General features: G+C 56.9%; 13 protein-coding genes and 1 pseudogene. 9 read left to right on the plus strand and 5 right to left on the minus strand.

All coding sequences use genetic code 11. The features are described 5' to 3' along the window. Positions 1-235: pseudogene (locus tag IM284_RS23385) on the minus strand (hypothetical protein); the annotation flags it as partial. 754 nt (positions 236-989) lie between these two features. On the opposite strand from IM284_RS23385, the gene IM284_RS14280 reads away from it, so the two are divergent. From IM284_RS14280 to arsC, 3 genes are read left to right on the plus strand one after another with little or no spacing between them, the layout of a single operon-like run. Continuing rightward, complete coding sequence (locus tag IM284_RS14280; protein WP_047368177.1) at positions 990-1,310, plus strand: metalloregulator ArsR/SmtB family transcription factor; 321 nt, start codon at positions 990-992, stop codon at positions 1,308-1,310. Between the two features lie 40 nt (positions 1,311-1,350). After that, the gene (locus IM284_RS14285; protein ID WP_047368176.1) at positions 1,351-2,640 is read left to right on the plus strand and encodes an arsenic transporter; all 1,290 of its coding nucleotides are present in this window, start codon (positions 1,351-1,353) and stop codon (positions 2,638-2,640) included. Positions 2,641-2,652: 12 nt separating this feature from the next. Next, positions 2,653-3,084 (plus strand): glutaredoxin-dependent arsenate reductase, encoded by a 432-nt coding sequence (arsC, locus tag IM284_RS14290; protein WP_047368175.1) that lies wholly within the window; start codon positions 2,653-2,655, stop codon positions 3,082-3,084. 21 nt (positions 3,085-3,105) lie between these two features. Here the strand turns inward: arsC and IM284_RS14295 are convergent, their stop codons facing one another. Then, positions 3,106-3,657, minus strand: coding sequence for a TetR/AcrR family transcriptional regulator (locus IM284_RS14295; RefSeq protein ID WP_047368174.1), 552 nt, complete (start codon positions 3,655-3,657; stop codon positions 3,106-3,108). Between the two features lie 81 nt (positions 3,658-3,738). Between IM284_RS14295 and IM284_RS14300 the strand changes: the two genes are divergently transcribed. Beyond that, positions 3,739-4,953, plus strand: coding sequence for an MFS transporter (locus tag IM284_RS14300; protein ID WP_041910681.1), 1,215 nt, complete (start codon positions 3,739-3,741; stop codon positions 4,951-4,953). Beyond that, positions 4,943-5,755: a Cof-type HAD-IIB family hydrolase gene (locus IM284_RS14305; protein ID WP_047368173.1), complete on the plus strand. Its 813-nt coding sequence runs from the start codon at positions 4,943-4,945 to the stop codon at positions 5,753-5,755. Before IM284_RS14300 ends, IM284_RS14305 begins: the two co-directional genes overlap by 11 nt. A gap of 67 nt (positions 5,756-5,822) precedes the next feature. Here the strand turns inward: IM284_RS14305 and IM284_RS14310 are convergent, their stop codons facing one another. Then, the gene (locus IM284_RS14310) at positions 5,823-7,055 is read right to left on the minus strand and encodes an MFS transporter (protein WP_047362755.1); all 1,233 of its coding nucleotides are present in this window, start codon (positions 7,053-7,055) and stop codon (positions 5,823-5,825) included. Positions 7,056-7,223: 168 nt separating this feature from the next. Here IM284_RS14310 and IM284_RS14315 point away from each other — a divergent pair, with 168 nt between their 5' ends. The 3 genes from IM284_RS14315 (at position 7,224) to deoR (ending at position 9,393) form a co-directional block, all read left to right on the plus strand. Continuing rightward, positions 7,224-7,952: a phosphatase PAP2 family protein gene (locus tag IM284_RS14315; RefSeq protein WP_047368172.1), complete on the plus strand. Its 729-nt coding sequence runs from the start codon at positions 7,224-7,226 to the stop codon at positions 7,950-7,952. A gap of 7 nt (positions 7,953-7,959) precedes the next feature. Continuing rightward, on the plus strand, positions 7,960-8,568 hold the full coding sequence (gene ybjG / locus IM284_RS14320; RefSeq protein WP_028012487.1) for an undecaprenyl-diphosphate phosphatase: 609 nt from the start codon (positions 7,960-7,962) through the stop codon (positions 8,566-8,568). 66 nt (positions 8,569-8,634) lie between these two features. Then, positions 8,635-9,393, plus strand: a complete 759-nt coding sequence (gene deoR, locus IM284_RS14325; protein ID WP_047368171.1) for a DNA-binding transcriptional repressor DeoR — start codon at positions 8,635-8,637, stop codon at positions 9,391-9,393. A 39-nt stretch (positions 9,394-9,432) separates the two neighbouring features. On the opposite strand, the gene dacC is transcribed toward deoR, so the two are convergent. Beyond that, entirely contained in the window at positions 9,433-10,638 is a 1,206-nt protein-coding gene (gene dacC / locus IM284_RS14330) for a serine-type D-Ala-D-Ala carboxypeptidase (RefSeq protein WP_045260004.1), read from the minus strand. Positions 10,639-10,878: 240 nt separating this feature from the next. Between dacC and IM284_RS14335 the strand changes: the two genes are divergently transcribed. Beyond that, positions 10,879-11,505: a glutathione S-transferase family protein gene (locus tag IM284_RS14335; protein ID WP_045259989.1), complete on the plus strand. Its 627-nt coding sequence runs from the start codon at positions 10,879-10,881 to the stop codon at positions 11,503-11,505. Here IM284_RS14335 and IM284_RS14340 read toward each other — a convergent pair whose 3' ends face one another. Further along, positions 11,506-12,624: a PQQ-dependent sugar dehydrogenase gene (locus tag IM284_RS14340; RefSeq protein WP_047368170.1), complete on the minus strand. Its 1,119-nt coding sequence runs from the start codon at positions 12,622-12,624 to the stop codon at positions 11,506-11,508. Positions 12,625-12,629 lie beyond the last annotated feature (5 nt).

The raw sequence follows: 12,629 nt of genomic DNA on the forward strand, positions 1-12,629 counted from the left end.
CGCCAAAGCTCAATTGCTCTAACCTTAATGAATATCTTTGATGTAGAAGTCCAACAAAAAGAATGTAAACAACCAGACATAATATCAGCACTGACAAAAAAGCCCTGATAATGCCAGCATTCGCCATGAAATTGACAGCAAACCACCATTTTTGGAATGGTGCAAAGGGAATACATCCCATAACCGTCAGCAAAAGAACAAATAAACAACCCCACATAACCCAGTACTTGTACATAAGATTATTCCTTTTTATTTTACTTCATGATACTGCAGCTAATCTAATTGTTAAAGCCCTTGCACGCGCTTGATTCTCCCCCACACCTGCACGCTTTATGTAGTAGTTTTCATGCAAGTGCATAACGTGCCGGAAAGCGCGCCAGTTCTGGCGACCTCGACCCGTTTAGATCCTTTTTGGGTCATCCGAATCCATGCACCATAGATATGCACTGCTTTCTCAAACCGCAGGATGCCATATAGGAGAAAGTTTCCCATGGTACGAAGTCAATAATGCTTACTCTTATCATGCCATGCTCCATATTCATTCAGCCTGCTTGCTAGCTCCGACGGCCACGAGAGCGCCACCTCCTTATTGACATCGCTCCAATCTGAACTGGCGACCAGCCGGGCCATAAGTTCTATCCGCTGTAGTGCAAGTGACCCCATGAACTAATCGTTCACAGCTCCCTCCCAACATTGCTGTTTATATATACAGAACATAAGATAATTTTAAAGCTGGAATGTTTTTTTTCAGCTAATGCTTTGATTATTAGGTATGCCATTTTCCTACGCCTTTAGTCATCTTCCTGCAGACACTGGTTCCGGTAAAACAGGCGCAGCCCGGCCCAAGATGGCAGATTTCCGCCACGCAGAAGTAGATCCACTTCCGCTTCACTAGCCTCAAAATCTCTCGATCTCATCTCCGCTTCTCTCCTGCAATCAAAACATATATGATTAAACATATATAAATTATTCCACCTGCAGGATCGCCCATGCTCCACCCGCTCCACCTCTTCAAAATCCTCTCCGACGAAACGCGACTCGCCATCGTCATGCTGCTTCGCGAAACGGGCGAACTGTGCGTCTGCGATCTCTGCGCCGCCACCGCCGAATCCCAGCCAAAAGTCTCCCGCCATATGGCCTTGCTGCGCGAGTCCGGGCTGGTTATCGATCGTCGCGAGGGCAAATGGGTCCATTACCGTCTCTCTCCCAACATGCCCGCGTGGGCGGCAGCCGTTATCGACACCAGCTGGAACTGCCTGCGGGAAGAGACGCGCATGAAGCTGAAAAACCGACTCCCGGGCTTATGCTAATCAAAACATATTCATGAAATCAGATATAACGGAGTAAGCGATGTTTCTGGCAGGGGCAATTTTTCTGTTTACGCTGGTACTGGTCATCTGGCAGCCCAAAGGGCTCAGTATCGGCTGGAGCGCGACCATTGGCGCCGTGCTGGCGCTGGCCAGCGGGGTAATTCACATTAACGATATGCCTGTGGTCTGGAATATCGTCTGGAACGCCACGGCAACGTTTATCGCCGTCATCATCATCAGCCTGCTGCTGGATGAGTCCGGCTTTTTCGAGTGGGCGGCGCTGCACGTTGCCCGCTGGGGAAACGGTCGCGGGCGATTGCTGTTTACTTATATCGTGCTGCTGGGTGCGGCCGTGGCGGCGCTGTTTGCCAATGACGGCGCGGCGCTGATCCTGACGCCTATCGTCATCGCCATGCTGCTGGCGCTGGGGTTCAGCAAGCAGGCCACGCTGGCGTTTGTGATGGCGGCAGGTTTTATCGCCGATACCGCCAGCCTGCCGCTGATTGTCTCCAACCTGGTCAACATCGTGTCGGCAGACTTCTTTAAGCTGGGGTTCAGCGAATACGCCTCGGTGATGATCCCCGTTGATATCGCCGCGATTGTCGCAACGCTGGTAATGCTGCATCTTTTCTTCCGCAAGGAGATTCCCCCGGAATATGACCTGGCGAAACTTCAGGAGCCCGCGCGGGCCATTCACGATCTCCCGACGTTCAGAACGGGCTGGATCGTGCTGCTGCTTCTGCTCGTTGGCTTCTTTGTGCTTGAACCTCTCGGCATTCCGGTCAGCGCCATCGCCACCGTCGGCGCGCTGATTTTATTCGCTGTCGCAAAACGGGGACATGCAATAAACACCGGAAAAGTGCTTCGCGGCGCACCCTGGCAAATTGTTATTTTCTCGCTCGGGATGTATCTGGTGGTGTATGGCCTGCGCAATGCCGGGCTGACGGATTATCTCACAGGCGTGCTGAATAGCCTGGCCGGACACGGACTGTGGGCCACCACGCTGGGAACCGGGTTCATCACCGCGTTCCTGTCATCCATAATGAACAATATGCCCACGGTGCTGATTGGCGCGCTCTCCATTGAGGGCAGCATGGCGACGGGATTGCTCAAGGACGCGATGATTTACGCCAACGTGATTGGCTGCGATCTGGGGCCGAAAATCACGCCTATCGGCAGCCTCGCCACCCTGCTCTGGCTCCACGTGCTGGCGCAGAAAAATATGACGATAACCTGGGGCTACTATTTCCGGACGGGCATCATCATGACGCTGCCGGTCCTGTTTGTGACGCTCGCCGCGCTGGCGCTACGTCTCTCCTTCACACTGTAATGAGCCACTGATATGAGCCACATCACCATTTACCACAACCCAGCCTGCGGCACCTCGCGCAATACGCTGGAGATGATCCGCAACAGCGGCACGGAGCCGGAGATTATCCTCTATCTGGCAACCCCGCCGTCGCGCGATACGCTGACCACCCTGATTGCCGATATGGGGATTTCGGTGCGGGATCTGCTGCGCAAAAACGTGGAGCCCTATGAACAGCTCGGCCTGGCCGAAGATATCTTCAGCGACGACCAGCTTATCGAGTTTATGCTGCAACACCCGATCCTGATTAACCGTCCGATTGTGGTAACGCCGCTGGGCACCCGCCTGTGTCGCCCGTCTGAAGTTGTCCTCGACATTCTGCCGGACGCGCAGAAAGGCGCGTTTACGAAAGAGGATGGCGAAGCCGTCGTGGACGCCAGCGGGAAAAAAATCGAACACAGGTAAAACAGGCAGGGCGAGTGATGCCTAAGGGTTCCCCTCGCCCGCAATTCTCCCCACCATCGCCCGAATTTCCTCCCGGCTTAATGGCTCTCGGTCAGTCACATAGTGCAGCGTCATCCCTTCGATGAAGGCATCCAGCGCGCGGGTGGTGACCGGGTCGAACCACTGCTCCAGCGTGGTCTGGCTCATTTTCATCCAGTCCTGCATCACCGTTTTGAGCGCCGCGCTGCGGTGCATAAAGGCGTAAAGCTGATACATCAGCGCCATGTTGTGCGGCGTGGTCACCTGCGAGCTGTGGATCAGGGTGGTGATGGATTCACACGCCATCTCCGGCCCGGTGACGCCCGCGAAGAAATCCCGGTACTGCTGTGACATCTGCCGGGTAAACCACGTGAAGGCCTCCTCCAGCAGCGGCTCCATGCCGTCGAAATAGTAGGTCATCGACCCCAGTGGCACGCCCGCGCAGCTGGCGATTTTACGGTGCGTAACGGCGTGAATCCCGTGTTCGGCAATGGTATCCAGCGTCGCCTGGAGAATTTTTTCACGTCGATGCGGATCGTTCGGTGGTCTGCTCATAAATCCCTCACCTGGTTTGTGTACAAATGTACACAAACTTGCTAGTGTTGTCGCTACTGTTGTACTTCTGGTGCTACCCCAATGACGCTGACCTCTTCCCGCAACGCCCTGCGACTACGCATGTGGGCATTGTTTATGTTCTTCTTTATTCCCGGTCTGCTGATGGCCTCCTGGGCCACACGTACGCCCGCCATTCGCGATATTTTGTCCGTCTCCACCGCGGAGATGGGCATCGTGCTGTTCGGCCTGTCGATAGGCTCCATGAGCGGCATTCTCTGCTCCGCGTGGCTGGTGAAGCGCTTTGGCACGCGGGCGGTGATCCGCACCACCATGTGCTTCGCGGTAATTGGGATGATCGTGCTAAGCGTCGCGCTGTGGTTTGCTTCGCCGGTGCTGTTTGCCCTGGGGCTGACGGTATTTGGCGGCAGCTTCGGCTCGGCAGAGGTTGCGATTAACGTTGAAGGGGCGGCGGTCGAGCGCGAGATGAACAAAACCGTGCTGCCCATGATGCACGGCTTTTACAGCCTCGGCACGCTCGCCGGCGCGGGCGTCGGCATGGCGCTGACGGCCTTTGGCATGAGCGCGAATCTGCATATCCTGCTGGCGGCGCTGGTATGCATCATTCCGATCCTGACCGGCATTCGGGCGATCCCGAACGGTACCGGCAAGAATTCCGCTGAAGAACAGCATTCGACGGAAAAAGGGCTGCCCTTCTACCGCGATTTCCAGCTGATGCTCATCGGCGTGGTGGTGCTGGCGATGGCCTTCGCGGAAGGTTCTGCCAACGACTGGCTGCCGCTGCTGATGGTGGACGGCCACGGCTTTAGTCCGACCTCCGGCTCGCTGATTTACGCCGGGTTTACGCTGGGGATGACCGTAGGGCGCTTCACCGGCGGCTGGTTTATCGACCGCTACAGCCGCGTGGCGGTAGTGCGCGCCAGCGCCCTGCTCGGCGGCCTGGGTATCGCGATGATCGTCTTTGTGGACGTGGACTGGATTGCCGGGGTCTCGGTCATCCTCTGGGGTCTGGGCGCGTCGCTCGGCTTCCCGCTGACTATTTCGGCCGCCAGCGACACCGGCCCGGATGCCCCGACCCGCGTCAGCGTGGTAGCGACCACGGGCTACCTCGCCTTCCTGGTCGGGCCGCCGCTGCTCGGTTTCCTCGGTGAGCACTACGGGTTGCGCAGCGCCATGCTGGTGGTGTTAGGGTTGGTGATTATCGCGGCGCTGGTGGCGCGCGCGGTGGCAAAGCCGGAAACGGAACAAACGTCAATGGAGAAGGGATATGAGCGTTAAACTGATCGCCGTCGACATGGATGGCACATTCCTGAGTGATGCCAAGACCTATAACCGCCCGCGCTTTCTGGCGCAGTATGCGCGCATGAAGGAGCAAGGCATTCGCTTTGTGGTCGCCAGCGGCAACCAGTATTACCAGCTAATCTCCTTCTTCCCGGAGATCGCGCATGAAATTGCCTTTGTTGCCGAAAACGGCGGCTGGGTGGTCGATGCCGGGGAAGATGTCTTCAACGGCGAGCTGACAAAAGCGCATTTCAGCACCGTGGCCACCGTCTTAAATGACGTCCCCGGCATTGAGATTATCGCCTGCGGGAAAGGCAGCGCCTACACGCTTAAGGCCTATGACGATGCCTTCATTGATATCGCGTCAAAATATTATCACCGCCTCGAAAGGGTGCAGGATTTCAACAGCCTGAACGACATCTTCTTCAAGTTCGGGCTCAACGTTTCCGATGACGAAATTCCGCGCATTCAGGCGCTGCTGCATGAAAAGCTAAGTGACATTATGGTGCCCGTCACCACCGGTCACGGCAGCATTGACCTGATTATTCCCGGCGTGCATAAAGCCAACGGCCTGCGAATCCTGCAAACGCGCTGGGGCATCGAGGACAGCGAAGTGGTGGCCTTTGGTGACAGCGGCAACGACGTGGAGATGCTGCGTCAGTCCGGGTTCAGCTTTGCGATGGCAAATGCCAAACCGCATATTAAAACGGAGGCGCGCTTTGAAGCACCGCATAATAACGAGGAAGGCGTTTTAAACGTGATTGAGAAGGTGTTGAACGGGGAGGCACCGTTTAATTGACCGCGTGCGGTCTGGCGGCCTCGCCCCTCACCCAGGCCCTCTCCCCAATGGGGAGAGGGAAAAAAGATTATGGTTGCAGGGCGTTTCCGACGCGTTTGTCCTTGAGGAACACCACCATCAGGCCAACCCACAGCGCGCCGTTGGCGAGGTTAAACAGGCTGAACAACCCGTTGCCGCCCAGCGCGTAAGCGTGCTTGCTCACCTCGATACCGACGGTAAAAATCAGCATCTGCAGCATGCCCATCGCCGCAGAGACCGTACCTTTACTCATCTCGCTCGCAAACAGGGTCAGGCGCACCAGGCCAGCGTTCGCCACGCCAATTCCGAAGGCATAAATGCTCAGCCCCGCCGTCATCCACAGGTAGGCGTGGGATGACGCGACGGTCGCTACCGCCGCCAGAATCAGCCCTGCCGCAATCGGCCAGCCGCCCATGATAATCAGTGAACGCACGGTGCGGCGAGACGTCAGACGGGCCAGCACCAGGTTACCGATAATCAACGCGCCAAAGATCGGCACCTGCAGCAGGCCGTACTCGTAGCTGCTGAGCTTTTCACCGCTGATGATAATAACCGGTGACTGCGCGATCCACGCCAGCAGAGGCAGGCTAACGAATCCGGTCGCCAGCGCCCCCGCCACAAAGCGGCCATTTTGCAACACTGCTTTGTAATCCCGGCCCAGCTCTTTCAGCGAGAGTTTTTCGCCCAGACGGGTAGCCGTTTCCGGCATCGCGCGGTGCAGGCCGAAGAACGCGATGGCGGCGAGAACAGCAAAGAGCACAAACATCCCTTCCCACGGCGCAACGTGCACCCATGCGGCCCCCACCAGCGGCCCGAGTAAGGGGGCGATCAGCGCCACGTTCGCCATCAGCGCGGTAATTTTGATACACACCGCCTCCTCAAACGACTCCTGGATGGCGGCATACCCCACGGCGCCGATAAAGCACAGGCTCACCCCCTGCAGGAAACGCAGCAGGGTAAATTGTTCAATGTTTTGCGCCAGCAGCGTGGCGAGGCAGGTAACGATAAACCACACCACGCCCGTCAGCATCACCGGACGGCGGCCAATACGATCCGACAGCGGGCCTAACAGCCACTGCAAAAACATGCCGCCAGCCAGATAGGCGGTCATGGAGGTCGGCACCCACTCGATTCCCGCGTTGTACTGCTCCACAACGGCCAGCATACCGGGCTGGATCATATCGTTGCCGATATAGGTAGAGAATTCGTAGAGCACCAGACACAGAGGGAAAAGCAACGCCTGACGACCCAGACGTGAACCAGAAGAAGAACGGTTTAACATGCAATCTCTTTATAATGACAAAATCGCGACGAGTTTAATGAAATGCCGTAATCCGAGATAGTGATTTATCGAGGAGAAACAGAAATAAAGCACATATCGTCTTCGTTTAAGGTTTCCTTAAGTTGACAGATTTATGATAGCGCGATTACTCGTCAATGATCCCTAATTATGGCACTCACTTCCAGCCGTTCAGAATTGTCTAACTTACAGACTAATAAGACAAAACAGCTTTACCGCTTACCGTCCCGCTTTTATGGTTATCAGCTTTTGGTGCTAGTAGCGCTTGCCGTGGTGTTTACGTGGCTATCGCGCGATGAAGCGCTCGACAGATGGATCACCGGTTTTTGGTATGACGCGGCGACACAGACTTTCCCGCTGCAGAAAGACCACCTGCTGGATCTGCTGAACCATCGTCTGGCGAAGTACATTGCGATTGCCTTAGGCGCCGTGGCGCTGCTTTACGGCGCTTACAAACGTAACGCAAGGCTTGTCACAGCCGCGCTGCTGATGGGGCTTGGCGCGCTGGTGGTTGGCGTGCTGAAAAGCATCAGCCACCACAGCTGCCCGTGGGATCTGGTGGAATATGGCGGTAAGGCCGTGTCTTACCCCCTGTTCAGCGCCGTTCCGGCAGACAGCGGTCCGGGCCGCTGCTTCCCGGGTGGCCATTCTTCCAGCGGCTTTATGGTGATGGGGCTGTTTTTTGCCTTCTGGCGCGAGCGTCCGCGTCTCGCCTGGAGCTTTGTGGTCCTTGGCGCGGTTCTGGGTCTGGCGATGGGCTTCGGCCAGGTGATGCGCGGGGCACATTTTTTCTCTCACAACCTGTGGGCCGGGTGGTGGGTCTGGTTTTCCCAGGTGGCGGTCTACGGGCTGGTTTCCACCCGGTTTGCAAAAGAGTGATTACGCTATGCTAGAGAATCTGAATTATCAGCTGTTTTATCTGATCAACGCCACCCCGGCCTCGCCAGAGTGGATGATTGATTTTGCCACCTTTCTGGCGAAAGACCTTATCAGCATCGTGCCTGCGCTGGCTGCCATTCTCTGGCTGTGGGGGCCGCGCAGCCAGGTTAAGGCACAGCGCCAGCTGGTGATCAAAGTCGCGATGGCGCTCGGGGTAAGCGTGCTGGTCAGCTATCTTCTCGGCCACGCATTCCCGCACGATCGTCCTTTTGTCGATCGCATTGGCTACACCTTCCTGCACCACGCGCCGGATGACTCTTTCCCGAGCGATCACGGTACGGTTATCTTCACCTTCGCGCTGGCTTTCCTGTTCTGGCATCGCCTGTGGTCGGGGGCGGTGCTGATGGTAGTCGCTGTGGCTATCGCCTGGTCGCGCGTCTATCTTGGCGTCCACTGGCCGCTGGATATGGTGGGCGGTTTCCTGGTGGGGCTGATAGGCTGCGTGAGCGCGGCTATCCTGTGGAATCTCTTCGGTGAGGCGCTCTACCGCGGGCTCTCTTCGCTCTATCGCGCCATTTTTGCTATCCCGATCCGCAAAGGCTGGATACGTGACTAATCCCAACCGGACAGGTTACACTGAGCCCCCGCCCTGCGGGGGCTCACTTTTTTATCCCGAGGAACTATGGAAACACGACGCGATGACCGCATTGCTCAGCTGCTGCAGGCGCTGAAGCGCAGCGATAAGCTGCATCTGAAGGAAGCCGCCAACCTCCTCGGCGTCTCAGAGATGACCATTCGTCGCGATCTGAACAGCGACAGCGCCCCCGTGGTACTGCTGGGCGGGTACATCGTCCTTGAGCCGCGCAGCGCCAGCCATTATCTGATCAGCGACCAGAAGACGCGTCTGGTTGAAGAGAAGCGCAAAGCCGCGCGCCTTGCGGCTACGCTGGTTCAGCCGCACCAGACGCTGTTTTTTGACTGCGGCACCACTACGCCGTGGATTATCGAAGCCATTGACAGCAGCATTCCCTTTACCGCGGTGTGCTACTCCCTGAACACCTTTCTGGCGCTTCAGGAGAAACCCGAGTGCCGGGTGATCCTCTGCGGCGGCGAGTTTCACGCCAGCAACGCCATCTTTAAACCGCTTAACCTGCAGGACACGCTTAGCAATTTATGCCCGGACATCGCGTTTTATTCTGCCGCAGGCGTGAACGTGCGCCAGGGTGCAACCTGCTTTAATCTGGAGGAGCTGCCGGTCAAGCACTGGGCGTTAAATGCCGCGCAGTATCATGTGCTGGTGGTCGATCACAGCAAGTTTGGCAAGGTGCGTTCGGCAAGAATGGGCGAGCTGGCGCAGTTTGACGCCATCGTCAGCGATTGCCGCCCCGATGACGAGATTGTGGCCCATGCAAAGGCACAGCAGGTGAAGTTGATGTATTGAGGTTATGCCGGGTAAGCGCAGCGCCACCCGGCATAAAACTTAACTAAACCAGCTGCCAAACCAGCTATGGAATTTCATCAACACGAAATCCCACATCCGGCTGAAGAAGCCGCCCTCTTCCACCGCTTCCATCACAATCAGCGGACGCTGTTCAATCGACTTGCCGTTTAGCTGGAAATCAATCGTCCCGACCACCTGGCCTTTTTTCAGCGGCGCGGTGAGCTGCGGGTCAGTCAGGGTATAGCTTGCTTTCAGGTTTTTCAGCTGACCGCGTGGAATGGTCACGGAACCGGCCTCACCCGCCCCCAGATTCACCTCGCTCTTGTCACCAAACCAGACGCGCTGGCTGACGAATGTGGCATCCGGTTTAATCGGCGTCACGGTTTCATAGAAGCGGAAGCCCCAGGTCAGCAGTTTTTCTGACTCGTTAAAGCGGATGCGGTCAGTTTTGGTGCCCAGCACCACCGAGATCAGGCGCATGTCGCCCTGCGTCGCGGAGGCCACCAGGTTGTAGCCCGCGCCGGCCGTAGTGCCGGTCTTCATTCCGTCCACGTTAACGTTGCTGCTCCACAGCAGGCGGTTGCGGTTCGGCTGGCGAATTTTGTTGAAGGTAAACTCTTTCTCTTTGTGGATGGCGTATTCATCCGGCACGTCGTGGATCAGCGCTTTTCCCAGCAGCGCCATGTCGCGCGCGGTACTGAACTGTCCCGGCGCATCCAGGCCGTGGACCGTTTTGAAGGTGGTGTTGGTTAAGCCGAGTTTTTGCGCATAGCCATTCATCAAACCAATGAAAGAATCCTGACTGCCGGCAACGTAGTCGGCCAGCGCGATACACGCATCATTTCCCGACTGAATGATTACCCCTTTGTTCAGATCGGAGACGGAGACCTGATCGCCAGGCTTCAGGAACATCACCGACGAGCCCCGCAGCGCCGGGTTGCCGGTCGCCCAGGCATCCTTCCCGATGGTAACCATATCGTCCAGCTTGATCTTGCCCGCTTTTAACGCCTGCCCGACCACATAGCTGGTCATGATTTTGGTCAGGCTGGCCGGATCGAGTTTCTCATCCGCATTGCCTTCCGCCAGCACCTTACCGCTGGAATAGTCCATCAGGATCCAGGCGCGCGCGTCCACAGGCGGCGCTTCGGGCGCAGCCTGTTCAGCCGCGTAGAGTGTTGGTGCAAACAGGAAAAGGAGCGCAGAGCCTGCCGCCAGGCTGCGCAGAGAAGTCATTTTTCGCGTCATAAATGCCACCCGAGTGTCCATTCAAAAATTACGTCACATCACCGTGTCGCAAGAAGCGATGAGTAATAGCGCACTAAAACGGTTAAAGAAACCCAACGAGGGTAAAGTTATTAAAGTTTATGCAATAACATTCATTTACGCTTTGATTCAGGCGATTTTTTTGTCTTCTGTTGCGTAATTGTTAGGTTTATCTCACCATGGCAAAAAGCCGACCCGGATTCACACTCATCAGGAGTAAATATGATTACGCTGTGGGGCAGGAATAATTCAACCAACGTGAAGAAAGTGCTCTGGACGCTGGAGGAACTGGATTTACCGTTTAACCAAATCATGGCTGGCATGTCGTTCGGCGTGAACAAAGAGGCCGACTATCTGGCGATGAACCCGAACGGCCTGGTGCCGCTGCTGCGCGATGACGAAACAGACGCAACCCTTTGGGAGTCCAACACCATTGTGCGTTACCTCGCCGCCCAGTACGGTCTTGGCCGCCTGTGGGTCGAAAACCCGGCGCAGCGCGCGCAGGGTGAGAAGTGGATGGACTGGGCAAATCAGACGCTCTCTCCCGTTCACCGCGTGATCCTGATGGGGCTGGTGAGAACTCCTGAAGCCGAGCGCGACTACCCCGCCATTCATGCCGCGCAGGATGCCTGCGAAAACCTGTTTGCGATGATGGACGATGAGCTGGCGAAGCACGCCTGGTTCTCCGGCGATACGTTCGGCGTGGGGGACATTGCCGTAGCGCCGTTCGTCTGGAACCTGACCAACCTCGGTCTGAAATGGACGCCGCGTCCGAACCTTGACCGCTGGCTTAAGCAGCTTAGCGAGCGCCCGGCGTACCGTAACGTGGTGATGATCCCGGTCACCTGATTACGCACCGGACGGGCTGACTTTTAACAGCTGCCCGTCCGTTTCGTCAGTCAGGACATACAGATAGCCATCCGGCCCCACCCGCACGTCGCGAATACGTTGCTCCCGGTCGCCCAGGATCCGCCCGTCCTCCGTCACCTTATTGCCGTCCACGCTCAGCACGATAACGTCCTTTTCCTTCAGCGCCCCAATAAACAGCTTGTTTTTCCACTGCGGGAACACGTCGCTATTATAGAACGCCATGCCGCTGACCGCGGGCGACACTTTCCAGACAAACAGCGGCTTTTCGGCTCCCTCAACGTGCTCGCCTTTGGCTTCCGGGATTTTCAGCCCGCTGTAGTTAATGCCGTGCGTTGCCAGCGGCCAGCCGTAATTTTTGCCCTTCTCCGGGATGTTGATTTCATCCCCGCCGCGCGGGCCGTGCTCGTTCAGCCACAGCGTGTCGCTCCACGGGTTCATCGCCATCCCCTGCGGGTTACGAATGCCGTAGGACCAAATTTCCGGCCGCGCGCCGGAGGTGTTCACAAAGGGGTTATCCGGCGGCACTTTACCGTCTTCGGTGAGGCGCACCACCTTACCCTGCAGCTTGTCCAGATCCTGCGCCGTCGGGCGCTGGTTGTTCTCGCCGAGTCCAATAAAGAGATACCCTTTGCAGTCGAACACCAGTCGCCCACCAAAATGGTTACCGGTTGAGAGCTTCGGCATCTGGCGGAACACTACCTGGAATCCCTCGATGCGGGAAAGATCGTCGCTCAGGCGGCCATAGCCCACCGCCGTTCCGGCCTTGCCGTCACGCCCGGCTTCGGCATAGCTCAGCCAGACGCGGCGCGACTTTTCAAAATCAGGCGCCAGCACCACGTCCAGCAGTCCTCCCTGGCCGTTCGCCCACACCTTCGGCACGCCGACAATGGGATCGGAAAGTCCTTTCCCGGCCTGCCAGTGCTTGAGCTGCCCGCCCTTAAGAGTGACCAGTAAACCGTCATTACCCGGCAGGAACGCCATCGACCAGGGGTGATCGAGTCGGTTTTGCAGCACCTCAACCTTTACCGCCTCTGGCGCAGCAAGAAGCGAAAACGGAATAAACAATGCAGGCAGGAAAATCAACGAGGATCGAGGCATAAAGC

Origin of the sequence: Enterobacter cloacae complex sp. P12RS (assembly GCF_014895875.1) — a bacterium.
Lineage (GTDB): Bacteria > Pseudomonadota > Gammaproteobacteria > Enterobacterales > Enterobacteriaceae > Enterobacter > Enterobacter bugandensis.

What these genes read in the sequence shown, in the direction of transcription:
- IM284_RS14340 (WP_047368170.1), bottom strand. Translation starts at nt 12,624, where the DNA reads ATGCCTCGATCCTCGTTGATTTTCCTGCCTGCATTGTTTATTCCGTTT.
- IM284_RS14285 (WP_047368176.1), top strand. Translation starts at nt 1,351, where the DNA reads ATGTTTCTGGCAGGGGCAATTTTTCTGTTTACGCTGGTACTGGTCATC.
- IM284_RS14305 (WP_047368173.1), top strand. Translation starts at nt 4,943, where the DNA reads ATGAGCGTTAAACTGATCGCCGTCGACATGGATGGCACATTCCTGAGT.
- dacC (WP_045260004.1), bottom strand. Translation starts at nt 10,638, where the DNA reads ATGACGCGAAAAATGACTTCTCTGCGCAGCCTGGCGGCAGGCTCTGCG.
- arsC (WP_047368175.1), top strand. Translation starts at nt 2,653, where the DNA reads ATGAGCCACATCACCATTTACCACAACCCAGCCTGCGGCACCTCGCGC.
- ybjG (WP_028012487.1), top strand. Translation starts at nt 7,960, where the DNA reads ATGCTAGAGAATCTGAATTATCAGCTGTTTTATCTGATCAACGCCACC.
- deoR (WP_047368171.1), top strand. Translation starts at nt 8,635, where the DNA reads ATGGAAACACGACGCGATGACCGCATTGCTCAGCTGCTGCAGGCGCTG.
- IM284_RS14310 (WP_047362755.1), bottom strand. Translation starts at nt 7,055, where the DNA reads ATGTTAAACCGTTCTTCTTCTGGTTCACGTCTGGGTCGTCAGGCGTTG.
- IM284_RS14315 (WP_047368172.1), top strand. Translation starts at nt 7,224, where the DNA reads ATGGCACTCACTTCCAGCCGTTCAGAATTGTCTAACTTACAGACTAAT.
- IM284_RS14335 (WP_045259989.1), top strand. Translation starts at nt 10,879, where the DNA reads ATGATTACGCTGTGGGGCAGGAATAATTCAACCAACGTGAAGAAAGTG.
- IM284_RS14295 (WP_047368174.1), bottom strand. Translation starts at nt 3,657, where the DNA reads ATGAGCAGACCACCGAACGATCCGCATCGACGTGAAAAAATTCTCCAG.
- IM284_RS14280 (WP_047368177.1), top strand. Translation starts at nt 990, where the DNA reads ATGCTCCACCCGCTCCACCTCTTCAAAATCCTCTCCGACGAAACGCGA.
- IM284_RS14300 (WP_041910681.1), top strand. Translation starts at nt 3,739, where the DNA reads ATGACGCTGACCTCTTCCCGCAACGCCCTGCGACTACGCATGTGGGCA.